Here is a 25,960-nt window from a genome sequence, read left to right as displayed (position 1 = left end):
CTAGCGTGGGCGCCATGATCGAGGGGATGGGCGCGTTCCGGGCGCCGGTGCGCCGCTGGTTCACCGACGTCTTCGCCGCGCCCACCCCCGTCCAGACGCAGACCTGGAAGGCGGTCGCCCGGGGCCAGCACGCCCTGGTGGTGGCCCCCACCGGCTCGGGCAAGACGCTGGCCGCCTTCCTGTGGGCCCTGGACCGGCTCACCGATCCCAACGACCTCACGCGCCAGGAACTCTCCGGACCCGGCCGCCAGGACCGGGCCCCGGGGGTCCGGGTGCTGTACATCTCCCCGCTGAAGGCCTTGGGCTCCGACATCGAGAAGAACCTGCGCGCCCCCCTCGCCGGGATCCGCAACACCGCCGAGCGACTCGGGGAGATCTGCGCACCGGTGAGGGTGGCGGTGCGCACCGGAGACACCAGCGCCGCCGAGCGGGCCCGGATCGTGCGGCATCCCCCCGACATCCTCATCACCACCCCCGAGACGCTGTATCTCATGCTCACCTCCCGGGCGCGCCGGGTGCTGGCCGGCGTCCGGACCGTCATCGTCGACGAGGTGCACGCCGTGGCGGGGTCCAAGCGGGGCTCCCACCTGGCACTGTCCCTGGAACGCCTCGACGCCCTGGTCGGCCGCGATGTCCAGCGGATCGGCCTGTCGGCGACGGTCCGCCCGCTCGACGAGGTGGCCTCCTTCCTGGCCGGCGACCGACCGGTCACCGTCGTCGCACCGGCGGCCCACAAGCGCTGGGACGTCCACGTGAGAGTTCCGGTCGACGACATGGCCGCACTGCCCGAGACCCCCTCCAGCGACCAGGATCTGCTCACCGATCCGCTGCTGAGCGGTGGCGGGACCGACACCCTCACCACCGACGTCTCGGACTCGGCGCTGCCCACCCAGGCCTCCCTGTGGCCGTGGATCGAGCGCGAGGTCTATGCCGAGGTGCTGGCGGGACGGTCCACCCTGGTCTTCGTCAACGCCCGGCGCACCGCCGAGCGGCTCACCAGCCGGCTCAACGAGCTGTGGGCCGCCGAGCACGACCCGGACTCCCTGGTGGCACCGGGCCGACGGATGCCGGCCGACATCATGGCGCCCTCCGACGAGGTGGGGCGGGCGCCGGCCGTGATCGCCCGGGCCCATCACGGATCGGTGTCCAGACTGGAGCGTCAGCGCACCGAGGAGGATCTGCGGTCCGGTGAGCTGCGATGCGTGGTGGCCACCTCCTCCCTGGAGCTGGGCATCGACATGGGGCTGGTCGACCGGGTCATCCAGATCCAGTCGCCGCCCAGCGTCTCCAGCGCCCTGCAGCGGATCGGGCGGGCCGGCCACGCCGTCGGGGCGGTCTCCCGCGGGTCGGTCTACCCGCGCACCCGGCTCGACCTGGTGCACGCCGCGGTGACCACCGGCCGGATGCTCGAGGGCCGCATCGAGGCTCTCCACATTCCCCGCAACCCTCTCGACGTGCTCGCCCAGCAGACCGTCGCGGCGGCGGTGAGCCGGCCCGACGGCCTGGTGGTGGAGGACTGGTACGACACCGTGCGCCGGTCCCGGCCCTTCGCCCAGCTGCCCGCCGAGGCCCTCGACCGGGTCATCGCGATGCTCACCGGCGGCTACGCCTCGGCCGACCTGGCCGATCTGCGAGCCCGGCTGGTGCTCTCCGACGGCGTCCTGACGGCCCGCCCCGGGGCCCTGCGGCTGGCCTCCACCTCGGGGGGCACGATCCCCGACCGCGGCATGTTCGGGGTCTTCCTGGTCGGCGAGGGGGAGGGCCGGCGGGTCGGCGAGCTGGATGAGGAGATGGTCTACGAGTCCCGGGTCGGCGACGTCTTCACCCTGGGCGCCTCCTCCTGGCGGATCGCCGAGATCACCCGCGACCAGGTGCGCGTCACCCCCGCCCCCGGCCACACCGGCCGGCTGCCCTTCTGGCACGGCGAGGGTGAGGGCCGCCCCGCCGAGCTGGGCCGGGCGATCGGGGCCTTCACCCGGGCGGTCCACGAGGACCCGGACCGGGTCGCCGAGATGGGATACCTCGACGAGCGGGCCCGCTCCAACATCGTGGCCCTGCTGGACGCCCAGGCCGAGGCCACCGGCGTCCTGCCCGACGACCGGCACATCGTGCTGGAACGGTTCCACGACGAACTGGGCGACTGGCGGCTGGTGGTGCACAGCCCCTGGGGCCAGCCGGTCAACGCCGCCTGGGCCCTGGCCATCGGCCAGCGTCTCACCGAGAGGCTGGGGGTCGACACCCAGCCGGTCGCCGGCGATGACGGCTTGGTGCTGAGACTGCCCGACACCGACTCCCCACCGAGGGCCGAACTGGTGGTCTTCGAGCCCGAGGAGATCGCCGACATCGTCACCGCCCACATCGGCGACACCGCCCTGTTCGCCGGCAGGTTCCGCGAGTGCGCCTCCCGGGCCCTCCTGCTGCCCCGGCACGACCCCGGACGCCGTGCCCCGCTGTGGCAGCAGAGGCTGCGCGCCGGCCAGCTGCTGGAGGCCGTCCGGGACCAGTCCGACTTCCCGATCGTGGTGGAGACCGCCAGGGAGTGCCTGGCCGATGTCTACGACCTGGCCGCCCTCAAGGCCCTGATGACCGACCTGTCGGCGCACCGGGTGCAGGTCGCCGAGGTGACCACCTCGGCCCCCAGCCCGCTGGCCTCCTCCCTGCTGTTCAACTACACCGGCGCGTTCATGTACAACGACGACACGCCGCTGGCGGAGCGGCGCGCCGCCGCCCTGTCGCTGGACCCGAGCCTGCTGGCCCAGCTGATGGGGACCCTGGACCTGCGCGACCTGCTGGACCCCGAGGTGATCGAGGAGGTGGTCGCCGAGCTCCAGCACACCCGGCCCGACCGTCGGGCCCGTGACGACGAGGGGCTGGTCGACCTGGTCGCCCGGCTCGGCCCGGTGCCGATGGCCGACCTGGCCGAACGCTGCAGCGCGGACCTGTCGGCCGACCTGCCGGGTGCCGTGGAGAGGCTGGGGGAGCGGGTCGCGGTGGTGCGGATCGCCGGCCGCCCGCAGCTGGCCTCGGGCCAGGACCTGGGACTGCTGCGGGACGGCCTGGGGATTCCGGTGCCCGCCGGCCATCCGGTCACCGGCGTCACCGGACGGGACCCGCTCACCCAGCTGATCTCCCGCTGGGCGCGCTGTCACGGGCCGTTCACCGTCGACCGGCTGGCCGGCTGCCTGGGGGTCGGTGCCGCCACCGCCGAGGGGGTGGTCGACCGGCTGGTCGGGCAGGGCGAGCTGGTCCGTGGCCGGTTCGTCGCCGGCGACCGCGCCCAGTACTGCCACTCCCGGGTGCTGTCGCGGATCCGCGGCCGCGCCCTGGCGCGGGCCCGCCAGGAGATCGAGCCGGTCTCCGCCAGCGCCCTGGCCCGATTCACCCTGGACTGGCACGGTGTCGCGCCGATCGGGGCCAGGCCGTCGCTGAGGGGTGCCGACGGGGTGCTGGAGGTCATCGAGACGATGGCGGGGGTGGCGCTGCCCGCCTCCGCCTGGGAGTCCGCGGTCCTGCCGGTCCGGGTGGCCGACTACTCCCCGGCGATGCTCGACGAGCTCACCTCGGCCGGCGATGTGCTGGTGGTCCCGACACCGACCGCCGGGGCGGCCGACCCCCTCATCCGGCTGGTGGCGGTCGCCGATCTGGGGCTCTGCTCGCCGCAGAGTCTGCCGGAGGCCGATGCCGGGGCGGGCCGCGAGCTGATCGAGGCCATCGGTGAGGGCTCGGTGATGCTGGCGCCGTTGGCCGCCGACCTGGGCCTGGCCGGTGCCCGGCTCCAGGAGCAGGTGTGGCGGCTGGTGAGTCAGGGACTGATCGCCCCCGACGGGTTCGGCCCGGTGCGCGCGCATCTGGCCGGGGGCAGCGTGGCCCACCGCCCCCGGCGCACCTCGACGCGTTCGAGGGCCCGGATGGCCCGGTACTCGTTGCGCTCGGCGAGCTCGGTGCCGGGGCAGGCCGCCGATCTGGCGGGCCGATGGCACCGCTGCCGCCCCGGCACCGGGACGCCGGCCCAGCGGGCGACCGGACAGGTGGAGCTGATGCTGGAGCGGTACGGCATCCTGGTGCGCACCGCGGTGGCCGATGAGGGCGTCGAGGGCGGCTTCGCCGCGGTCTACCAGGTGCTGCGATCGGCGGAGGAGGCCGGGAAGGTGATCCGCGGCTATCTGGTCGACGGGCTGGGCGGGGCCCAGTTCGCCGCACCGCCGGTGGTCGACCGGCTGCGCCAGTTCGCCGATGGACCCGACACCGCCGGCTGGCCCTCCGGGATCGCCGAACCGTCGGCCGCCGTGCTGGCCGCGGTGGATCCGGCCAACCCCTACGGAGCCGCCATGGAGTGGCCCGATCAGGAGGGTGCCTCACCCTCGCGGGCGGCCGGCGCCCTGGTGGTGATCGCCGACGGGGTGCTGCTGGCCCACCTGTCGCGGGGCGGGCGGCGTCTCAGCCTGTTCACCGACGGCCTGCCCGAGGGTGTGGACGCCGGCAGGGCTGCCACGATGGTGACCTCGGCCCTGCGCGGCTGGCTGGGGATCTCGGGGGGACGCCCGGTCACGGTGGAGAAGGTCAACGGGCAACCGGTGCACGGCCTGGAACTGGCCGGTGCGATGCGCGCCGCCGGGGCCGGGGTCACCCCCCGAGGACTGCGCCTGGAGGCCGAACCCCCGACGGGCCGGCGGGACGCGACGGCGCGCCGTGCCTGAGGGGGACTCCGTGCACCGTCTGGCCGAGCGCCTCCGGCCGGCAGCGGGCCGACTGGTCACCGGATGCCAGTTGAGGGTGCCCCGGCTGGCGGTGGCCGATCTCACCGGCGCCACCCTCACCGCGGTGCGGGCCCACGGCAAGCACCTGCTGATGACCCTCGCCCCCACCGCACCGGCCGGCCGCATCGCGGGAATGCCGACCGCGGGGGAGTGGATCCTGCACACCCACCTGCGGATGGAGGGCACCTGGCGGGTGCACCCCGCCGGTCAGCGATGGCGCGCCCCCGGACACACCGCCCGGGTGGTGCTCCGGCTGGAGGGCGCCCGGCCCGGCGGCCCGCAGGTCGAGCTGGTCGGCCACGATCTGGGCCTGGTCGAGCTGTGGCCGGCCGACGAGCTCGCCAGCCGGCTGGGATGGCTGGGGCCCGACCCGCTGGACGAGGACTGGGACCGGGCCGGTCGATGGCTGCCGAGCGGACGCGACGAGGCGGTCCGCCGGGCCGGGATGCACCCGGACAGGCCGATCGGCGTCACCCTGATGGACCAGTCGGTGCTGGCCGGGGTGGGCAACGAGTTCCGTGCCGAGGTGTGCTTCCTGACTGGCCTGGACCCGCGACGTCCCACCGGCGACACCGACCTGCCGACGGTCATCGACAGGGCCGCCACACTGATGCAGGCCAACCGGCACAACCGGTACCGCAGCAGCACCGGAGACAACCGCCCCGGTCACCGCTCCTTCGTCTTCGGACGCAACCACCAGCCATGTCTGCGCTGCGGCACCCTGATCCGCAACGGGTGGCTCGGCCCGGCCGACCTGCCCGACCAGGAGCGGGTCATCTGGTGGTGCCCGAGCTGTCAGCGATGAACAAGCCGGTGGTCGGGGTCGCCGCCGAGGGACCGGCTCCGGGCAGGAGGGCAGGATGGGTGCCATGAGGATCGCACTTGCACAGCTGACCAGCGGGAGAGACGTCGCCGCGAACCTGGATCTGGTGCGCGACTGGACACAGCGCGCCGCCGGCCAGGATGCCGAGCTGATCGTCTTCCCGGAGGCCACCATGAGGGCCTTCGGCAACAGTCTCACCGACATCGCCGAGCCCCTCGACGGGCCCTTCGCGACCGGGGTCCAGCAGATCGCCGGCCAGTGCGGCGTCACGATCGCGGTGGGCATGTTCACCCCCGGGGACCGGGGTCACGTCCGCAACACCCTGCTGGTCGCCGGACCGGCGGGCATCGTCTCCAGCTACGACAAGATCCACCTGTTCGACGCCTTCGGATTCGCCGAGTCCGACACCGTCACCGCCGGCACCAGCCCCACCGTGGCCGCTGTCGGCAAGACGACTGTCGGACTGGCGGTCTGCTACGACATCCGCTTCCCCGGGCTGTTCATCCAGCTGGCCGATCTCGGCGCCACCGTCACCATCGTGCCCGCCTCCTGGGGAGCCGGGGTCAGTGCCGCGGAACGGGCCGGGAAGCTCCGCCAGTGGCGGCTGCTGGCCCGCGCCCGGGCACTGGACTCCACCTGCTTCGTGGTGGCGGTCGGCCAGGCCGATCCGGCCTCGGCAGACCGGGACGCGGAGCACGCGCCGTCCAGCGCACCCACCGGAATCGGCCACAGCATGGTGGTGGCGCCCGACGGTCAGATCCTCTGCGAGCTCGCGGACTCCGCCGAGCTGCGCGTCGTCCAGATCGACCCGAAGGAGGTCGACGCCGTGCGCGCCAGCCTGCCGGTGCTGGCCAACCGCGCCAGAACTGTCAGACCCTCCCTCTAGCATCGGAGCATGACCGAGGCGCTGCTGGAACCCACCGAGTGGGTGGCCCACGTCTGCGTGCTGTCCGGGCTGGCCCACCTGGACCGGCCCTTCGACTACCTGGTGACCGAGGAGATGGTCGGCCAGGCCCGCCCCGGGATCCGGGTCAGGGTGCGGCTGGCCGGCCGGTTGCTGGACGGCATCATCCTGGCCGTCGACCACCACCGTCAGCCCGGGGTCACTCTGCAAGCCCTCCAGCGGGTGGTCTCCTCCGAGGTGGTGGTCACCGAGGACCAGCTCGCAATGGCCCGTCGGGTCGCCGACCGGTGGGCCGGCACCCTCGAGGAGGTCATTCGCTGGGCGCTGCCCGCCCGCCATGCCGCCACCGAGAGGGCAGAGCCGCGCCCCTGGCCGGTGCCCCGTCCGGCGCACATCCCCGGTGCCCTGGACGCCCTGGCCGAGGGCACCGCATTCCTCCGGCTGCTGGCCCAGGGGGGCCGCCCGCGGGCCTTCTGGAGGGTCGCCCCGGTCGCCGGGCCGGCCGACCGGGACCGGCTGGGGGACTGGCGGCTGGGCATCACCCAGGCCGTCTCGGCAGCCCTGGAGTCCGGCCGCCAGGCGCTGTGCTGCGTGCCCACCGTCGCCCAGGCCGAGGAACTGGCGGCCTGCCTCACCGAGCCCTTCGGCGCCGGAACGGTCGTCATGCTCCACGCCGACCAGAGTGCCGCCGACCGCTGGCGCAACTACCTGGCGGTGGTCCGCGGTCAGGCCTCCATCGTGGTGGGCATCCGCGGGGCGGTGCTCGCACCGCTGACCCGCCTGGGGGTGATCGTGGTGTGGGACGAGGCCGCCAGTCTCCACGACGAGCCGCGCGCCCCCTACCCGAACACCCGCGATGTGGCGGCCCTGCGCGCCCAGACCGACCGGTGCGCGCTGCTGCTGGCCGGTCACTCCTGCTCACCGCAGACCGCGGGGTGGTTGTCGACCGGCTGGCTGGCGCAGATCCAGACCCCCCGGGAGCAGCTCAGGGCGCTGTGCGCCACCGTCCGGGCTCCGGGGGACTCCGATCTCGCGCTGTCGCGCGACCCACTGGCCAACCGGGTCCGGCTTCCGGACCTGGCGATGCAGACCATCTCTCACGGACTCCTCTCCGGTCCGGTGCTGGTCTCGGTGCCCAGACCCGGGGACCTGGTGCGGCCCTGCTGCGCGAGCTGCCGGGCCCCGATCTCCTGCCCCCGCTGCAACGGCCCGGTACGGGGCCGCAGGCTGGCCGGGGGAGCCACCGAACTGGAGTGCACCTGGTGCGGCCAGCTGCTGGCCGGCTGGGCCTGCTCCAGCTGCGGTGGCACCGTGGTGCGCTCCGGGGTGGTCGGTGCCAGCACCACCGCGGCCGAGTTGGGCCGGGCCTTCCCCTCGGTCCAGGTCATCGACTCCTCGGGGGATCACATCCGAAGCTCGGTCGGGGACACCCCCGCCCTGGTGGTGGCGACCCCGATGGCCGAGCCGCGGGCCGAGTCCGGGTACGCCGCCGCCCTGCTTCTGGACGCAGGCCAGGCGCTCAACCGGCCGGGTCTGGACGCCGTCTGCCAGGCCCTGGAGCACTGGTTCCGGGTGGCCTCCCTGGTCCGCTCCGGGGTGGAGGACGGTCAGCTGGTGATCGTCGGCCCGCCCCAGGACCGGGCGGTCCAGGCGGTGATCCGCAACGACCCGGTCGGCTGGGCCGGCGTCGAGATGGCCGAGCGGGCCGAGGCCGGATTCCCGCCGGCGGCCTTCGCCGCTCTGGTGGACGGCAGCACCGAGGCTGTCGAGGCGGCCGCCGAAAGGCTGCGGAACGCCGTGGCCGAGGCCGATCTGGAGATCGGGATGGCTCCCGGCCAGGTCAACCTGCTGGGTCCGGTCGAGGTCGAGGGGCAGCGTCCCGGTGCCCCCCAGCAACGACTGGTGATCCGCGCCGAGCCGGCCCTGGCGTCCCGCCTGGTCCCGATGCTGCGCCATCTCCGCTCGGCCCACAGCATGCGCGGTGAGGGCGGGCCACTCCGGGTCCGGGTCAACCCGATCGGCCAGCTGTAGCCGCCCCTCACCCCGGGATCGGCACCCCGATAGGGTGGAGAGGTGAGAATCCTGTTCGCCGGTACCCCTGCACTCGCATGCCCCACCCTGGCGGTTCTGGACGACCACCCCGACCATGAGGTGGTGGCCGTGCTGACCCGCCCGGACGCCGCGCAGGGAAGGCACCGCACCCCGCACCCCTCGCCGGTCGCCGAGGAGGCCGCCCGGCGCACCATCCCGGTCCTCAAGGCCCGCACGCTGCGCTCGGGACAGACCCGCGAGGTGATCGAGGCGCTGGACTTCGACATCGCCGTCGTGGTCGCCTTCGGCGCCCTGGTCCCCGAGGAGCTGCTCGAGCGGCCGCGGCACGGCTGGATCAACCTGCACTTCTCGGTGCTGCCCCGCTGGCGCGGCGCCGCCCCGGTCCAGCGCGCCCTGATGGCCGGGGACGCCACCACCGGGGCCACCGTCTTCCGGCTCGTCGAGCAGCTCGACGCCGGCCCGGTCTACAACTCGCGCAGCTACCCGATCGCCGACACCGACACCGCGGGCACCCTGCTACGGCGCCTGGCCAACCAGACCCCGGACCTGGTCACCGCCGCCCTCACCGACATCGCCGAGGGCATCGCACCCACCCCCCAGCCCCTGGCAGGAGTCACCTCGGCCCCCAAGATCACCCCCGACGACGCCAGGCTGGACCCCTCCTGGTCGGCCGTCGACGTCGACCACCTGGTGCGCGGCACCTCACCGGCCCCCAGCGCATGGGGGGAACTGGAGGGAGAACGGTTCAAGGTCCTCCTCACCCGGGTCTGGGACCAGGCCGAGGAGCTGGCGCCCGGTGAGCTGAGCGCCTCCAAGAAGCACCTGCTGATGGGCACCGGCAGGGGCACCGTCGAACTGGTCACCGTCCAGGCCTTCGGCAAGAAGGCGATGGCCGGCGCCGACTGGGCCCGTGGCGCCCAGCTGGCACCGGGCACCGTCCTGGAGTGACCGTGCCCCATCCCCAGCGCCGCCGCTCCTCGCGTCCCGCCGACCCGGCCAGGACGGCAGCCTTCAGAGCCCTGATGGCGGTCGAGTCCGAGGGCGCCTACGCCAATCTGGCTCTCTCCCAGGCCTTGTCGCGTGCCCGTCTGAGCCCGCGCGACGCGGCCTTCGCCACGGTGCTCGTCGACGGGACCGCCCGCGGCCAGGGCACCTGGGACGCCGTCCTGACGGCGGCCTCCGGACATTCCCCCAGCAGTTGGCAGCCGGCGGTGCGGGTCGTGCTGAGGATGGCCTGCCAGCAGATCCTGGCCACCCGGGTGCCCCAGCGCGCCGCCGTCGACACCTCGGTGGTGCTCGCCCGCCACGAGATCGGCGAGCGGGTCACCGGCCTGGTCAACGCGGTGGCCCGCAAGATCGGCCGCCACGACCTGGACGGTTGGACCGAGGAGTTGTCGACCGGCGACGAACTGGCCGACCTGGCCCTGCGGACCTGCCACCCGCGGTGGATCGCCGCCGAGTTCGCCCAGCGTCTGGGCACCGAGGAGGGCGGCCAGGCCCTGGAGGCCGACAATCTGGCCCCGGTGCCCACCCTGGTGGTGCGCCCCGGACTGGCCGAGGTGGGTGAGCTGGTCGACGCCGGCGCCACCGCCTGCCTCTACTCCCCCTACGGGGCGACCCGACCGGGCAACCCCGCCGAGGTGCCCGCGGTCCAGCAGGGTCGGGCCGGGGTCCAGGACGAGGGCAGCCAGCTGGTCGCCCTGGCGCTGGCCCGCACCGCCCAGCTGGCCCGAACCCCGGGACCCTGGCTGGACCTGTGCGCCGGACCCGGCGGCAAGGCCGCCCTGCTGGCCGGACTGGCCGCCGTCGACGGCCGCGCCCTGGTTGCCGCCGAGCTCCACCCGCACCGCGCCCGGATGGTCGCCGAGGCGCTGGCCCCGATCCCGGGGGACCACCAGGTGGTGACCGCCGACGGCCGCCGCCCGCCCTGGCTGCCGGGCAGCTTCGCCGCCGTGATGGCCGATGTGCCCTGCTCGGGGCTGGGATCCCTGCGCCGACGCCCCGAGTCGCGGTGGCGACGCACCTCCTCGGAGATCGACCATCTGCAGACCCTCCAGAAGGAGCTGCTGGCCGCCGCCGTCTGCTCGGCACGACCGGGCGGGGGAGTGGTCGGCTATGTGACCTGTTCCCCCAGCGTCACCGAGACCCTCGACGTGGTCGACTGGGCCCTGGAGACCCTCGACGTCGAACTGCTCGACGCCCCCGCCGCGCTGCCCGAGGTGACCGGGGCGGCCACCGGGCCGCAGCTGCGGTGCGTCCAGCTGTGGCCGCACCGCCACGGTTGCGACGCGATGTTCTGCGCCCTCCTCCGGCGCCGCTGAGCGCTCCCGATAGGCTGAACCCCATGACTGCCCGCATCACCCCCAGCATCCTCAACGCCGACTTCTCGAGGATGGGTGATGAGGTCCGGGCGATCCCGTCGGCCGACGGGATCCACATCGACGTGATGGACTACCACTTCGTCCCCAACCTCACGATGGGGCTGCCGATGGTGGAGTCCCTGCGCCCGGTCACCGACACCCCCTTCGACATCCACCTGATGATCAGCGATCCCGACACCTGGGCGCCCAGCTATGTGGAGGCCGGCGCCGAGTCGGTGACCTTCCACCTGGAGGCCGCCAAGGCCCCGGTCCGGCTGGCCCGGGAGATCCGTGCGATGGGCGCCCGCGCGGCGGTCGCGCTGAAACCGGCCACCCCCGTCGAGCAGCTCGCCGACATCCTCACCGAGTTCGACCAGATCCTCATCATGACGGTGGAACCCGGCTTCGGCGGCCAGTCCTTCCTGGACGTCGTGCTGCCCAAGATCCGGCGCACCCGTCGGCTCATCGACGCCACCGGCGCCGACATCTGGCTCCAGATCGACGGCGGGGTCTCAGCCGAGACGATCGGTCGGGCCGCCGAGGCCGGCGCCGACACCTTCGTCGCGGGTTCGGCGGTCTACCGCTCGGAGGATCCTGACGCGATGGTGCGCAGACTGCGTCAGATCGCCGAGCGCCACCAGGGCTGAACGGTCCCGCCTCAGGAGCGGTGCCGCAGGTAGTGCTGGAACTCCATCGCCAGCACGTCGCCGGTGACCCCCTCGGGCAGCTCGGCATCGCGCTGGCGCTCCAGCGCGTGGACGTAGTCGCTCAGTGAGTCGTTGTCGGTGACCATCTTGTCGGCGTCGGTGACCCACTTCTGGCGACGCTCGACGAGCTCGTCCTGGGGAACCGTCACCCCGGTGAGCTCCTCGACCCGCACCAGCAGACTCTGGACGGCCGGCGGGCAGGGCGGCTCGTAAGCGTACTCGGGCACATTGGCCCACAGCCCCACGGCATTCATGCCCCGGTCGGCGGCCAGGCTGACCAGCACCCCGGGAATACCGGTCGGTCCGGAGTACTCGAGCCCCTCCAGACCGAGCTGCTCGGCGATCGAGGGGTCCGAGGCCGATCCGGAGACCGGCAGCTGACGGGTGTGGGGGACGTCGGCGACCATCCCGCCGAGCACGACGATCCCCTCGGGATCCAGCTTCATCAGGGTGTCCAGCAGCTCACGGCAGTAGGAGCGCCAGCGCAGGTCGGGCTCCGGTCCGGTGACCACCGCCACCGGGTGACCGTCGGCCTGCCCGCGCCACACGGTGGTCGAGGGCCAGGTGAGCAGTTCGACGCCCTCCATCGCCGCCACCACGGGACGGGTGTCCTGGAAGTTGTAGTAGTCCTCGGAGTCCAGGACCTTCCACTCGGTGGCATCGGTGTGGCGGATGATGCGGGCCGCCGTCTCGGAGGCTGCGCCTCCCGCGTCATTCCACCCTGTGTATCCGACGATCACCCAGGGATGATCACTACTGTGCCGGGCCATGCGGTAAGAGTAGTCCGTTCGGCGGCCGAATCTCCGATTCCGCGATCCCTACCCCTATGGTGGGGCCCATGACTTCGGCTCTTCGCTCCGCGCTGGGATCTCGACTTCTCATCCTGGACGGTGCGATGGGCACCATGTTGCAGGCCGCGGATCTGTCCCTCGACGACTTCGACGGCCTCGAGGGCTGCAACGAGATCCTCAACGTCACCCGGCCCGACGTCATTTCCGAGATCCATGACCGCTACCTGGCCGCCGGCGCCGATCTCATCGAGACCAACACCTTCGGTGCCAACCTGTCGGCGCTGGGGGAGTACGACATCGCCGAGCGGGCCGTCGAGCTCGCCGGGGCGGCCACCCGGCTCGCCCGCCGGGCCGCCGATGCCGCCAGCACCCCCGACCGGCCGCGATTCGTCGTCGGATCGGTGGGCCCGGGCACCAAGCTGCCCACCCTGGGCCACATCGCCTTCGCCGCGATCCGCGACGTCTACCAGCAGACCATCGAGGCGATGATCGACGAGGGGGCCGACGCCGTCCAGATCGAGACCTGCCAGGACCTCCTGCAGGCCAAGGCCGCGGTGATCGGAGCCCACCGGGCCGCCGCCGCCCGCGGCGTCGACCTTCCGGTGATGGTCGACATCACGGTGGAGACCACCGGCACCATGCTGCTGGGATCGGAGACCGGGGCCGCCCTCACCGTCCTGGAGCCCCTCGGCATCGACGCCATCGGGATGAACTGCGCCACCGGTCCCGCCGAGATGGCCGAGCATCTGCGCACCCTGTCGGGGGCCGCCCGGGTCCCGGTGACCTGCATGCCCAACGCCGGTCTTCCCGTCATCACCGGGGAGGGTGCCCGCTACCCGCTGGGCCCCGAAGATCTCACCGAGGCCCTCACCGACTACGCCCAGCGGTTCGGCCTGTCGGTGGTCGGCGGCTGCTGCGGCACCACCCCCGAACACATCGCGATGGTCTCGGCGGCCCTGGCCGGACGCCCGGTGGCGCCTCGTCACCCGGTGCACGTCGACGCCGTCGCCAGCCTGTACTCCGAGGTGCCGCTGTCCCAGGACACCGCCTACCTGGCGATCGGTGAGCGCACCAACGCCAACGGCTCCAAGGCCTTCCGCGAGGCGATGCTGGCGGAGAACTGGGACGAGTGCATCGACATCGCCAAGACCCAGACCCGCGACGGCGCCCACCTGCTGGACCTGTGCGTCGACTACGTCGGCCGCGACGGGACCGCCGACATGGCCACCCTGGCCGCCCGGATGTCGACCGCCGTCACCCTTCCGGTGGTCCTGGACTCCACCGAGCCGCAGGTGCTGCGAACCGGCCTGGAGCACCTGGCGGGACGCTGCATCATCAACTCGGTGAACTTCGAGGACGGCGACGGGCCCGAGTCCCGCTACCAGCGGGTGATGCCCCTGGTCCGCGAGCACGGCGCCGGGGTGGTGGCGCTGACCATCGACGAGGAGGGCCAGGCCCGCACCCGGGAGTGGAAGGTCCGGGTGGCCTCCCGTCTCATCGACGACCTGGTCCGCCGGTGGGGGATGGAGGTCGGCGACATCCTGGTGGACTGCCTCACCTTCCCGATCGCCACCGGCCAGCAGGAGACCCGTCGCGACGGGGTGGAGACCATCGAGGCGATCCGCGAGCTCAAGAGCCGGTACCCGGGGGTGCGCACCACCCTGGGGGTCTCCAACATCTCCTTCGGACTCAACCCGGCCGCCCGCATCGTGCTCAACTCGGTGTTCCTGCACGAGGCGGTGGAGGCCGGCCTGGACTCCGCCATCGTCCACGCCGCCAAGATCCTGCCGATCGACCGGATCCCCGAGGAGCAGCGGGAGGTGGCCCTGGACCTGGTCTGGGACCGCCGCGGCACCGACGCCCCGGCACCGCGCGGGGTGGAGGGCTACGACCCGCTGACCCGCTTCCTGGAACTCTTCGAGGGAGTGACGGCGGCCTCGATGAAGGCCGAGAGGGAGGCCGAGCTGGCCGCCATGCCGCTGCTGGAGCGGCTCAAGCAGCGCATCATCGACGGCAACGCGAAGGGGCTCATCGAGGACCTGGACGAGGCGCTGACCGTCAAGGGGGCCCTGGACATCGTCAACGAGGACCTGCTGGCCGGCATGCAGGTGGTCGGCGAGCTGTTCGGCTTGGGGCGGATGCAGCTGCCCTTCGTGCTGCAGTCGGCCGAGGTGATGAAGACCGCGGTCGCCCACCTGGAGCCGCACATGGAGAAGACCGATGCCGGCGGCAAGGGCACCCTGGTGCTCGCCACCGTCAAGGGGGACGTCCACGACATCGGCAAGAACCTCGTCGACATCATCGTCTCCAACAACGGCTACTCGGTGGTGAACCTGGGCATCAAGCAGCCGGTCCAGGCGATCATCCGGGCCGCCGAGGAGCACCACGCCGACGCCATCGGGATGTCGGGGCTGCTGGTGAAGTCCACCATGGTGATGCGCGACAACCTGCTGGAGCTCAACCGGGAGGGGCTGGCCCGCAACTACCCGGTGATGCTCGGCGGCGCCGCGCTCACCCGGTCCTACGTCGAGCACGACCTCAACGACCTGTTCGAGGGGGAGGTCCGCTACGCCAGGGACGCCTTCGAGGGACTGCGGCTGATGGACTCGGTGATGGCCGTCAAGCACGGCGTGCCCGGTTCCTCGCTGCCCGAGATCCGCGCCCGACGGGTCCCGGCCCGTCCCCGCGCCGGCTCTGTCGGTGGTGCCGAGGCCGCCACCTCCGGTGGGTCCGGGAAGTCGGGCGGGGCCGATCCGGCGCAGCCCGATGTCCGCTCCGATGTCGCCCGGCCCACCCCGGCCGGCGGTGTCGACGTCCCCACCCCGCCGTTCTGGGGGTCGCGGGTCACCAAGGGGATCGCCCTGGACGAGGTCACCCAGTGGCTCGACGAGAGGGCCACCTTCATGGGCCGGTGGGGGCTCAAGGGCAGTCGCACGGACGGCTCCTACGACCGGATGGTCCGTGACATCGGCCGGCCACGGCTGCGGATGCTGCTGGACAGGATCCGCGCCGAGAACCTGGCCCGGTTCGGGGTGGTGCACGGCTACTGGCCGGTGGTCGCCGAAGGCCGCCGACTCATCGTCCTGGACCCGGCCGACACCTCCCGGGAGCTCACCCGCTTCGAGTTCCCCCGCCAGCACGGCGGACGCCGGCTGTGCCTGGCGGACTTCTTCCGCGACGCCGCCGAGGCCGCCGAGCTGGGCCCCGATGTCATCGCCTTCCAGCTGGTGACGATGGGACAGCAGGTGTCGAGGGCCACCGCCGAGCTCTTCGAGGCCAACTCCTACCGGGAGTACCTGGAACTGCACGGCCTGTCGGTGCAGCTGGCCGAGGCGCTGGCCGAGATGTGGCACCACCGGGTCCGTCAGGAGCTCGGCATCGCCGCCCCCCACGAGGACATCGCCGCGGCCATCGATCACCAGACCTACCGGGGCTGCCGGTACAGTTTCGGCTACGCCGCATGCCCCAATCTTGAGGATCGCGCCAAGCTCGCGGGTCTGCTGGATCCCGGCCGCATCGGCGTCGAGCTGTCGGAGGAGTTCCAGCTGCACCCGGAACAGTCCACCGATGCATTCGTCGTCCATCACCCGGAGGCCAGCTACTTCAATGCCAAATGACACACTGTCCGCCGTCCTGTGGGATCTCGACGGCACCCTGGTCGACACCGAGCCGCGGTGGATGGAGGCCGAGACGGAGATCGTGACGGCTCGTGGCCACCAGTGGAGCGAGGAGCAGGCCAGGAGTCTGGTCTCCGCGCCGATGACCACCGTGTGCGCCGCCCTGAGCGAGGCCGTCGGCGGCGACCCGACCCCCGAGGGTGTCGCCGACCTGCTGGTGGCCACGGTGCGCCGCTACCACCGGGAACGGGAGGTGCCGTGGACACCGGGCGCCTACCCGCTGCTCCAGGAGGTGCGGGCGGCGGGAATCCCGTGCGCCCTGGTGACCGGTTCCCCGCGGACGGTGATGTCGCCCCTGCTGGACCACTTCGAGGACGGTCTGTTCGACGTCGTCATCACCTTCGACGAGATGCCCGAGGGCCGGGCGAAGCCGGCACCGGACCCCTATCTCATGGCGGCCTCTCGGTTGGGTGTGGACCCGGCCGACTGCCTGGTGATCGAGGACTCGGTCTCCGGCGCCCGGGCCGGCAATGAGGCCGGGGCCCGGGTGCTGGCCCTGGCCGGCGTCGCCACCGCGCCGCCGGCCCCCGACCGGGTCCGCCGGGCCAACCTGGACGGCGTCCACCTGGCCGATCTGGTGAAGCTGTGGCATCTGGCCGGCCAGCAGGCCGCCCCGATGTCGGCAGGCGGCGGGGGAGTGCTGAGGGCCGGGGAGCGGGTCACCCTCACCGACTCGAAGGGACGGCGCCACTCCATCGTGCTGTCCGAGGGGGGCGTCTTCCACACCACCAAGGGGATGGTCCGCCACGACGATCTGATCGGGGGACCCCAGGGGGTGGTGGTGACTTCCGCCGGGGGGATGGACTTCCTGGCGATGCGGCCCATCCTCAGCGAGTTCACGGTGACGATGCCCCGCGAGGCGGCGATCATCTACCCCAAGGAGTCGGCCCAGATCCTCATGATGGCCGACATCTTCCCGGGCGCCCGGGTGCTGGAGGCGGGGGTGGGTTCCGGCGGTCTCACGATCCCGCTGCTGCGGGCGATCGGCCCGCAGGGCCGGCTCACCTCCTACGAGCGGCGCCCCGAGTTCGCCGAGGTGGCCCGCTGCAATGTCATCACCTTCTACGGGCAGGAGCCCGGATCCTGGCAGCTCACGCTGGCCGATCTGGCCACCGAGATCTCACCGGAACCAGTGGACCGCGCCGTGCTGGACATGCTGGCCCCCTGGGAGTGCGTCCAGGCGGTGGGCGACGTCCTGGTCCCCGGCGGCGTCCTGTGCTGCTACGTCGCCACCACTACCCAGATGGGACGGGTGATGGACACCCTGCGGGCCGAGGGGGGCTGGACCGAGCCCTCCGCCACCGAGACGACGATCCGCGACTGGCATGCCGAGGGACTGTCGATCAGGCCCTCCCACGGATCCACCGGGCACACCGGATTCTTGGTGATCGCACGGCGACTGGCCCCCGGGGTGGTGGCCCCGATGCGCAAGCGCCGTCCGGCCCCGGGAGCCTACGGGCCCGACTACCACGGCCCCAGGCCGCGCAACATCACCGAGCACGACCAGTGGCGGGTGGCCAAGGAGGAGCGCTGAGTCCCCACTCGGTGGCTCAGGAGTGCCGTTTCACCAGTTTGGCGACCAGCCGCCAGCCGATCAGGAAGAGGGCCAGAAAGATCGCGGCGACGATGACGAAGGAGACCGCGACCCCCTGGTGGGTGAAGTGGCGGATCACCATGCCGACCACCAGAGTGGCGGCCCACACGACCACGCCGCCCCTCCAGCGCGCCGCCGACATCCGCAGCACCACGACGGCCGTCCAGCCGACCACCAGGCCGACGAAGAAGGGGACGATGGTCCTCAGCAGTCCGCCGGGGGTGAGGGTCTCGTGGTGGGAGAGCCGGCCGATGATGACGAAGACCGCCACCGAGAGGACGTCCATCACCACGGCCAGGCGCACCTGACCCGTCGCTGTGTCGTTGCTGTGGCTCATCGATGCCTCATCCTGAACGCGCCCTCGCGGTCAGGTAGCCGGACGGCACCCGAGGGCGGGCCCGTCGAGACGATGAGACTACCGGATCGGCCGCCCGGCGTGCCCTCTGGCGCAGGGTGACGCCTGGGACCGACCGGGTTGGCTAGTCTTGGGTCGGCACGCCGCGGCCCGAAGATCGCGACGGCATCCCTGTCACGCGGAGGAGGACCATGATCCAGCCCTGGGGAACGGTGCTCCCAGCCCCCTATCTCGCCGCCGGCAGCGACTCCTTCGCCGAGTTCACCCGTCAGGTGTCCCCGGATCTGCTGCCCCCCAACACGCTGGACACCAGCATGCCGGAGCTGCTGCGACACGGCACCACCATCGTGGCGCTGAAGTACACCTCGGGGGTGGTGGTGGCCGGGGACCGGCGGGCCACCATGGGCACCCTCATCGCCCAGCGCGACATCGAGAAGGTGGTCGGAGCCGACGACACCTCGGTGATCGGGGTGGCCGGGGCCGCCGGACTGGCCATCGAGATGGTGCGACTGTTCCAGACCGAGCTGGAGCACTACGAGAAGATCGAGGGTCGTCCGTTGAGTCTGGACGGCCGGGCCGCCCGACTGTCGATCCTGGTGCGGTCCAACATGGCGATGGCGGTCCAGGGGATCGCCGTCATCCCGGTCTTCGCCGGCTGGGACGTGGTCCGCCACCTCGGTCGGATCTTTTCCTACGACGGCACCGGCGGCCGCTACGAGGAGCACTCCTTCTGCACCACCGGGTCGGGGGGCATCTTCGCCAAGGCGACCCTCAAGAAGTTGCACCGGCTGGACATGGACCGCGACGAGGCCGTCCAGCTGGCGGTGCGCGCGATCTACGACGCCTCCGACGACGACGCCGCCACCGCCGGCCCGGACCTGGCCCGGGGCATCTATCCGGTGGTGATGGTCGCCGACGAGGACGGTGTGACGAAGATCTCCACGGAGAACGTTGCGCTGGTCGCCAAGCGGATCGTCGACGAGGTCACCCAGTCCAACGAGAGCTCCTGACCGGCCGGTCCCGCCGTCTCGTCACCATCGTCCGCCACCGTCACCACGTCTTCGCCATCATCGCGAGAGGAGCAGTCCAATGACCATGCCCGCATACGTCTCACCCGACCAGTGGATGAGCGACAGGGCGGACTATGCCCGGCGCGGGGTGTCTCGCGGCCGGGCGGTGGTGGTGGCCCGCTGCGCCGACGGGATCTGCATGGTGGCCCTCAACTCATCGAGGTCCCTGCGCAAGACCTCCGAGATCCATGACCGGATCGGATTCGCTGCGGTCGGTCGCTACGACGAGTTGGAGCAGCTGCGGGTGGCCGGGATCCGACTGGCCGACATCCGTGCCTACGCCTACGACCGCCTCGACGTCACCGGCCTGGCGCTGGCCACCACCTACGCCCAGGTGATCGGCGCGAACTTCGCGACGCTGTCCCAGAAGCCCTACGAGGTGGAACTGGCGGTCGCCGAACTGGGACTCAGCCGCGCCGAGGACAGGATCTTCAAGATCTCCTGGGACGGCTCGGTCGCTGACGGCAGTGCCCCGACGGTGCTGGGACCGATGGCCCAGGACCGCCGCGACACCCTCAACGAGTTCCTCACCGACTCCACCCCCCTCGACGACGCCGTGCGGTGCGCCGCCGCGGCGCTCACCGCCTCCTCCGAACCGACCCCCGAGCAGCTGGAGGTCTCGATCCTCGATCCACGCACCGGCGGCCGCCGAACCTTCCGCCGGCTCAGCGCCGAGCGGATCCGATCCTTCTGGGGTGCCAGGTGACGCCGCTTCCTCCCGCCGACCCGCGCGACATCGCCAGCCTGGAGCCGGTCCTCATCGTCGGCACCGGGCTGATCGGGGCCTCCATCGGGTGCGCCCTCACCAGCCAGGGGGTGGAGGTCCACCTGTGGGATCTCGACCCGGCCAATGCGATGGTGGCCGCCGGCCGTGGCGCCGGGATGCTCAGTCAGCTGGACCCGGGCGACTACCGGCTCGTCGTCGTCGCCACCCCTCCCGGGGCGGTGGCCGCCACCGTCGCCGAGCGGTTGAGATGGCACCCCTCCGCGGTGGTCACCGACACCGCCTCGGTGAAGTCGGCGGTCCTCAGCGCGCTGCGCGAGACCGAGCTCGACCTGTCCCGCTACGTCGGCTCACACCCGATGTCGGGGACCCAGTACACCGGCCCGCTGACCGCCGTCCCCGAGCTCTTCGTCGACCGCACCTGGGTGGTGACCCCTCGGCACGAGAACAGCGCCGAGTCGGTGGAGAGGGTCCGCCGGCTGGCCAGACTGTGCGGTGCCCGGACGGTCTCCCTGGACACCCGGGAGCACGACACCGCGGTCGCCGAGGTCTCCCACCTGCCGCAGCTGATGAGCATCCTCACCGCCGCGAACCTCAGGCACGCCCAGCGCTCTCACCTGCCGCTGGCCGGCGGCGGGATCCGCGACGTCACCCGGATCGCGCAGTCCCAGACCGGGATGTGGCGCCAGATCCTCACCGCCAACCGGCCCGCCGTGCGCGAGCAGCTCAGCCAGGTCCGCGAGGATCTGGACACCCTCATCGGAGTGCTGGACAACCCCGACGAGCTGGAGTCCTTCCTGGCGATGGGCCGGGCCGGCGCCCGCTCCCTGGGCGGCAAGCACGGCAAGGAGATGTCGGAGACGACCACCGTGGTGGTCGAGATCCCCGACCAGCCTGGAGCCCTGGCGCGGCTGTTCGCCGACATCGACCGCCTGGGGGTCAACATCGAGGACCTCTCGGTGGAGCATGACCAGGCCCGCGACGCCGGGTTCCTGTCCATCGAGGTCGATCGGACGCGAGCCGACGACCTGCGGGCCTGGATGCGCGAGCACCACTGGGGGCTGCGCTCCTGAGCCGCACCCGAGCCGTCCCGCACCACACCGTCCCTGCTGCCGACCCGATGCCGGTAGCGTGTCAGATCCACCCCGATTGGAGCCCCGCCATGAGCTGCGCCCAGCCCGCCGACCCACCCCAGACCACCGCACCCGCGGACCGGCGGGAGCTGGTCATCGCCGTCGACGGGCCCAGCGGCTCGGGCAAGTCGTCGACCTCGCGGGCCGTCGCGCAGCGGCTGGGACTGGCCTATCTGGACACCGGCTCGATGTACCGGGCGATCACCTGCGCGGTCGTCAACCACGGACTCGACCCGGCAGCCGACCCGCAGGCCGTCATCGACCTGGTGAGGGGGGGCCACCTGGAGCTGAGCACGGTTCCGGGGATCGAACGGGTGGTCATCGACGGGGACGACGTCACCGCCCAGATCCGAGAACCCGCCACCAGCGCGCACGTCTCATCGGTGGCGACCATCCAGCCGGTCCGCGATCTGCTCATCGACCGGATGCGCGCCATCGTGGCCGAGTGCGGGCACCGGATCGTGGTGGAGGGCCGCGACATCACGACGGTGGTGTGCCCCGATGCGCAGCTGAGGGTGCTGCTGGTCGCCGATCCGGCCGCCCGGGTGGCCAGGCGCAGCGCCGAGCTCAAGGGGTCGGTCGGGATGGACCAGGTCACCGACCAGGTGATCCGCCGCGACCACGACGACGCGGCGGTGTCCTCCTTCCAGGCCCCGGCTCCCGGGGTGGAGGTCATCGACTCCACCTTCCTGACTCTCCACCAGGTGGTTGATACCGTCATCTCGCTGGTTCCCGGACCGGACCCGGTTCCCACCAAGACCAACACGACCACCAGCACGAAGGAACGTCATGACTGAGACGACAGGACCACACCAGGGCGCCGAGGAGGCGCTGCCCAAGCCGGTGGTGGCGGTGGTGGGCCGGCCCAACGTCGGCAAGTCGACGCTGGTCAACCGGATCCTGGGGCGCCGCGCGGCGGTCGTCCAGGACATTCCCGGGGTGACCCGCGACCGGGTCTCCTACGATGCCGAGTGGACCGGCCACGACTTCGTCCTGGTCGACACCGGGGGCTGGGCCTCCGACGCCAAGGGGATGGCCGCCAGGATCGCCGAGCAGGCCGAACTGGCGATCTCCACGGCCGACGTCGTGCTGCTGGTGGTCGACGCCACCATCGGCACCACCGATGAGGACGAGGCGGTCGTGCGGGTGCTGCGGCGGGCCAACAAGCCGGTGGTGCTGGCGGCCAACAAGGTCGACGACCAGCGCACCGAGGCCAGCGCGGCGACGATGTGGGATCTGGGGCTGGGGGAGCCCTGGCCGGTCTCGGCGATGCACGGTCGCGGATCCGGGGATCTGCTGGACGCCCTGGTCGCGGTGCTCCCGGACCGGGCGCAGATCGCCGAGGAGCCCGGTGGACCCCGACGGGTGGCCATCGTCGGCAAGCCCAATGTCGGCAAGTCCTCCCTGCTGAACCGGATGGCCAGGGCCGACCGGTCGGTGGTCTCCGACGTCTCGGGCACCACCGTCGACCCGGTCGACGAGCTGGTGAGCGTGGGTCGCACCGTCTACCGGTTCATCGACACCGCCGGTCTGCGCAAGCGCGTCAACGAGGCCTCGGGCCACGAGTACTACGCCTCGCTGCGCACCCAGACCGCCATCGAGCGAGCCGAGGTGTGCGTCGTGGTGATCGACGCCGCCGAGACGATCAGCGACCAGGACCTGCGGATCCTGTCGATGGTAGAGGAGGCCGGACGGGCGATGGTGATCGCCTACAACAAGTGGGATCTCACCGACGAGGAGCGACGCCGCTACCTGGAGAGGGAGATCGAGAGGGATGTCCAGGCCTTCACCTGGGCGCCGCGGGTCAACATCTCCGCCCTGTCGGGACGCAACGTCGAGCGTCTCGGATCGGCGATCGAGGCCGCCCTGGAGGGCTGGGAGACGCGGGTGTCCACCGGCAAGCTCAACGCCTTCCTGGGCCGTCTGGCCGCGGCCCATCCGCACCCGGTGCGGGGCGGCAAGCAGCCGCGGATCCTGTTCGGCACCCAGGCCCACAACTGCCCGCCGACCTTCGTGCTGTTCACCTCGGGTCTGATGGACCAAGGCTATGTGCGGTTCATCGAGAGGCGGCTGCGCGAGGACTTCGGATTCGTCGGCACACCGGTGAAGGTGGAGGTCCGGCCCAGGGAGAAGCGCGGCAGAAAGCGCTGAGAACAGGCCTCTTTGCCAATTCCAACTTATACGGCACCGGGGGGCTTGCCGCAAGGCCCCGTCGGGGGCGCACAATTGCCGCTCCCGTCGCAACTGGAAGTGGTGCCGATGCCTCTCACAACCCCCGGAACTCCCCATGACAGCCTCTTCGAGCTGTCGGGGAGGGCCGCCGCCAAGGCGACTCCCGCACTGCTGGGTCCCGACCCGGATCGGCTGGCGGAGGTGGTGGCCCGGGTCCGCTCCCGTCGATCCCAGCTGCACCATGAGATCGAGACGCTGCGCCGGGCACCGGGCGGTCTGGGCCGCGGCGCCCTGGACCGCGACCAGTCGATCCACCGGCTGACCCGCCAGCTGGGGGTGCTGGAGCGGTTCGGGCCCGACATCGTGCTGGGCCGGATGTCCTTCTCCGACGGCCGCGAGCCGGTCTACGTGGGCCGTCTGGGACTGTCCGACGACCACGACCGACGGCTGCTGGTCGACTGGCGGGCACCTGCCGCCGAGCCGTTCTTCGCCGCCACCAGCGCCGATCCGATGGGACTGTCCAGCCGACGCCGCTACCAGTGGGTCGACGGGCGGGTACGCGACTACTGGGACGAGATCCTGGACGCGGACTCGGCGACCGCCGGCGCCGCCCTGGACGACCAGTCCTCCTTCATCGCCAGTCTCGGATCGGCCCGGACCCCGCAGATGCGCGACGTGCTGGCCACCATCGCAGCCGACCAGGACGCGGTCATCCGCGCCCGGTCCCGTGGCGCACTGGTGGTGGAGGGGGGACCGGGCACCGGCAAGACGGTGGTCGCCCTGCACCGCGCCGCCTACCTGCTCTACGCCGATCCGCGACTGGACGGACGCGCCGGGGCCGTCCTGCTGGTGGGGCCGCACGCCGGGTACCTGAACTACGTGGCGGGGGTGCTGCCGAGCCTGGGGGAGGACGGCGTGCGCGCCGCCACCCTGGCCGAGATGGTGCCCCAGGGCAGGGACGCCGTCCCCGAACCCGATCGGCGGGTCGCGGCGCTGAAGTCCGCCGCCGCGATGGTAGGCGCGGTGGATCCCGCCGTGGGGCTCTACGAGGAGGCTCCGACCGGTCGCACGGTGGTGGAGACGCCGTGGGTCGATCTGGACCTGGACCCCGAGGACTGGGCCGAGGCCTTCGACGCTCCGGCGCCGTCGACCCCGCACAACGAGGCCCGCGACCAGATCTGGGAGGCGCTGGTCGAGATCCTGGTCGACAAGGTCGATCCGCAGCAGGCACCGGTCGAGCTGGTGCGTCGCGCCCTGCTGGACAACGAGGAGCTGCGCCGGCTGTTCTCCAGGACCTGGCCGGTTCTGGACCCGGCCCAGACGGTCGCCGATCTGTGGAGCGTGCCGGCCTATCTGCGCCGCTGCGCCCCCTGGCTCTCGCAGGCCGAGGTGGCCGCCCTGCAGAGGCCCGAGTCGAGACCGTGGACCGATGCCGACCTGCCGCTGCTGGACGCCGCCCGCAGGCGGATCGGCGATCCCGCGGCGGCGGGCCGTCGACGTCGCCGGGAGAAGGTGATGGCCGAGCAGCGTCGCTACATGGACGATGTGGTCGACTACGTGCTGGCCAGCGACGACAACCCCGACAGCTCCCTGTCGATGCTGCGCGGCGAAGACCTCCGCGACGCCTTGATGGATCCCGACGCGGTCGAGGAGCCGGACCGCGACCCGCTGGCCGGGCCCTTCGCCCATGTCATCGTCGATGAGGCCCAGGAACTCACCGACGCCCAGTGGCAGATGCTGATGAGGCGCTGCCCCTCGCTCAGCTTCACCATCGTGGGGGATCGCGCCCAGGCGCGCAGCGGCTTCGAGGGGAGCTGGCGGGACCGGTTGACCGGCCTGGGGTTCAGCGACGTCACCACCCGGACCCTTCGGGTGAACTACCGCACCCCGGCCGAGGTGATGGCCGAGGCGGCCCCGGTGATCCTCGCGCAGGTGCCGGACGCCGTGGTGCCCAGCTCGATCCGCCGGGGCGGGGCGCCGCTGGTCCACGGCAGGATCGAGGACCTCGACGCCGTGCTGGACCGGTGGCTGGCCGATCATCCGGACGGGACGGCATGCGTGATCGCTGCCGAGACCGACGGGGTCAGCGGGGTCCGGGGGGTCGAGCGCCCCAGGGTGCAGGTGCTCAGCCCCACAACGGTCAAAGGTCTGGAGTTCGACCTGGTGGTGATCGTCGAACCGCTGGGCACCGAGCAGGGCCGGGCACTGGCGGTGGACCGCTACGTCTCGATGACCAGGACCACCGGCCAGCTGGTGATCCTGACGCGATGAGGGCGTCCTGCCCTCAAGGGGGCGACCCTCCGGGCGGGGGGTGAGCGTGCCGGGCCGCTTGTCCGACGGTCATGTCTGGGTAGCGTCGTGGGTGTCCGCGCAACGTCTGCACGAGGAGAAGAGGCAATCATGGCCCGACCCACTGTCAGCACCGCACACACCATCTGGAACGGGACCCTGTTCGAGGGTTCCGGCCAGACCAGCCTGGAGACGTCCGGGGTGGCCACCTTCGACGTCAACTGGGGCAAGCGCGCCGAGTCCGGCCAGGGCACCACCAACCCGGAGGAGCTGCTGGCGGCCTCCCTGGCCACCTGCTACACCATGGCGCTGAGCAATGCCCTGGCCCAGGACGGCCACGATCCCGCCACGATCGACACCAGGGCCGGTGTCACCTTCGTCCCGGGCGAGGGGGTCACCCAGATCAACCTCACCGTCACCGGGGAGGTTCCGGGACTGGACGCCGCAGGGTTCAAGGAGAAGGCCGAGTGGGCCAAGGACAACTGCCCGATCTCCATGGCCCTGAGGGCCGTGCCGAAGACCCTGACCATCGGGTGAGGCACCGGATCGTCA

At 72.1% G+C, this 25,960-nt stretch carries 18 protein-coding genes; 16 read left to right on the top strand and 2 right to left on the bottom strand.

What is annotated here, in order from left to right; all coding sequences use genetic code 11:
- Window positions 1-14: 14 nt before the first annotated feature.
- The 7 genes from H590_RS0103770 (at window position 15) to rpe (ending at window position 11,543) form a co-directional block, all read left to right on the top strand.
- On the top strand, window positions 15-4,697 hold the full coding sequence (locus tag H590_RS0103770; RefSeq protein ID WP_028702511.1) for an ATP-dependent helicase: 4,683 nt from the start codon (window positions 15-17) through the stop codon (window positions 4,695-4,697).
- Between the two features lie 10 nt (window positions 4,698-4,707).
- Window positions 4,708-5,562: a DNA-formamidopyrimidine glycosylase family protein gene (locus H590_RS0103765; RefSeq protein WP_232020956.1), complete on the top strand. Its 855-nt coding sequence runs from the start codon at window positions 4,708-4,710 to the stop codon at window positions 5,560-5,562.
- A 64-nt stretch (window positions 5,563-5,626) separates the two neighbouring features.
- On the top strand, window positions 5,627-6,466 hold the full coding sequence (locus H590_RS0103760; RefSeq protein ID WP_028702509.1) for a carbon-nitrogen hydrolase family protein: 840 nt from the start codon (window positions 5,627-5,629) through the stop codon (window positions 6,464-6,466).
- Between the two features lie 9 nt (window positions 6,467-6,475).
- Window positions 6,476-8,515: a primosomal protein N' family DNA-binding protein gene (locus tag H590_RS0103755; RefSeq protein ID WP_028702508.1), complete on the top strand. Its 2,040-nt coding sequence runs from the start codon at window positions 6,476-6,478 to the stop codon at window positions 8,513-8,515.
- A gap of 42 nt (window positions 8,516-8,557) precedes the next feature.
- A complete protein-coding gene (gene fmt, locus H590_RS0103750; RefSeq protein WP_028702507.1) occupies window positions 8,558-9,484 on the top strand; it encodes a methionyl-tRNA formyltransferase in 927 nt (308 codons plus the stop codon).
- Window positions 9,481-10,857: an RsmB/NOP family class I SAM-dependent RNA methyltransferase gene (locus tag H590_RS0103745; protein WP_425393483.1), complete on the top strand. Its 1,377-nt coding sequence runs from the start codon at window positions 9,481-9,483 to the stop codon at window positions 10,855-10,857. Before fmt ends, H590_RS0103745 begins: the two co-directional genes overlap by 4 nt.
- A gap of 23 nt (window positions 10,858-10,880) precedes the next feature.
- Entirely contained in the window at window positions 10,881-11,543 is a 663-nt protein-coding gene (gene rpe, locus H590_RS0103740; protein ID WP_028702505.1) for a ribulose-phosphate 3-epimerase, read from the top strand.
- Window positions 11,544-11,554: 11 nt separating this feature from the next.
- On the opposite strand, the gene H590_RS0103735 is transcribed toward rpe, so the two are convergent.
- Window positions 11,555-12,373 (bottom strand): proteasome assembly chaperone family protein, encoded by an 819-nt coding sequence (locus H590_RS0103735; protein ID WP_028702504.1) that lies wholly within the window; start codon window positions 12,371-12,373, stop codon window positions 11,555-11,557.
- A 68-nt stretch (window positions 12,374-12,441) separates the two neighbouring features.
- Here H590_RS0103735 and metH point away from each other — a divergent pair, with 68 nt between their 5' ends.
- Window positions 12,442-16,011, top strand: coding sequence for a methionine synthase (gene metH / locus H590_RS0103730; protein WP_028702503.1), 3,570 nt, complete (start codon window positions 12,442-12,444; stop codon window positions 16,009-16,011).
- On the top strand, window positions 16,001-17,605 hold the full coding sequence (locus H590_RS0103725; protein WP_028702502.1) for an HAD-IA family hydrolase: 1,605 nt from the start codon (window positions 16,001-16,003) through the stop codon (window positions 17,603-17,605). Before metH ends, H590_RS0103725 begins: the two co-directional genes overlap by 11 nt.
- Window positions 17,606-17,621: 16 nt before the next feature.
- Here the strand turns inward: H590_RS0103725 and H590_RS0103720 are convergent, their stop codons facing one another.
- Window positions 17,622-18,002 carry a DUF3054 domain-containing protein gene (locus H590_RS0103720; protein WP_028702501.1) on the bottom strand — a complete coding sequence of 127 codons (381 nt, stop codon included), beginning with the start codon at window positions 18,000-18,002 and terminating at the stop codon, window positions 17,622-17,624.
- 209 nt (window positions 18,003-18,211) lie between these two features.
- Between H590_RS0103720 and prcB the strand changes: the two genes are divergently transcribed.
- From prcB to H590_RS0103685, 7 genes are all read left to right on the top strand, one after another.
- A complete protein-coding gene (gene prcB / locus H590_RS0103715; protein WP_036980906.1) occupies window positions 18,212-19,030 on the top strand; it encodes a proteasome subunit beta in 819 nt (272 codons plus the stop codon).
- Window positions 19,031-19,109: 79 nt separating this feature from the next.
- Complete coding sequence (gene prcA / locus H590_RS0103710; protein WP_028702499.1) at window positions 19,110-19,796, top strand: proteasome subunit alpha; 687 nt, start codon at window positions 19,110-19,112, stop codon at window positions 19,794-19,796.
- Complete coding sequence (locus H590_RS0103705) at window positions 19,793-20,887, top strand: prephenate dehydrogenase (protein ID WP_051238145.1); 1,095 nt, start codon at window positions 19,793-19,795, stop codon at window positions 20,885-20,887. Before prcA ends, H590_RS0103705 begins: the two co-directional genes overlap by 4 nt.
- Window positions 20,888-20,976: 89 nt before the next feature.
- Window positions 20,977-21,744, top strand: coding sequence for a (d)CMP kinase (gene cmk, locus H590_RS14750; protein ID WP_051238144.1), 768 nt, complete (start codon window positions 20,977-20,979; stop codon window positions 21,742-21,744).
- Window positions 21,737-23,098: a ribosome biogenesis GTPase Der gene (der, locus tag H590_RS0103695; RefSeq protein ID WP_028702497.1), complete on the top strand. Its 1,362-nt coding sequence runs from the start codon at window positions 21,737-21,739 to the stop codon at window positions 23,096-23,098. The genes cmk and der overlap by 8 nt, the downstream gene beginning before the upstream one ends.
- A gap of 108 nt (window positions 23,099-23,206) precedes the next feature.
- Window positions 23,207-25,390 (top strand): RNA polymerase recycling motor ATPase HelR, encoded by a 2,184-nt coding sequence (gene helR / locus H590_RS0103690; protein ID WP_051238143.1) that lies wholly within the window; start codon window positions 23,207-23,209, stop codon window positions 25,388-25,390.
- Window positions 25,391-25,519: 129 nt separating this feature from the next.
- On the top strand, window positions 25,520-25,945 hold the full coding sequence (locus H590_RS0103685) for an OsmC family peroxiredoxin (RefSeq protein ID WP_028702495.1): 426 nt from the start codon (window positions 25,520-25,522) through the stop codon (window positions 25,943-25,945).
- Window positions 25,946-25,960 lie beyond the last annotated feature (15 nt).

Origin of the sequence: Acidipropionibacterium jensenii DSM 20535 (assembly GCF_000425285.1) — a bacterium.
Lineage (GTDB): Bacteria > Actinomycetota > Actinomycetes > Propionibacteriales > Propionibacteriaceae > Acidipropionibacterium > Acidipropionibacterium jensenii.
The sequence above is the reverse complement of the archived record's forward strand: the minus strand, read 5'-3'. Positions and strand labels throughout refer to the sequence as shown.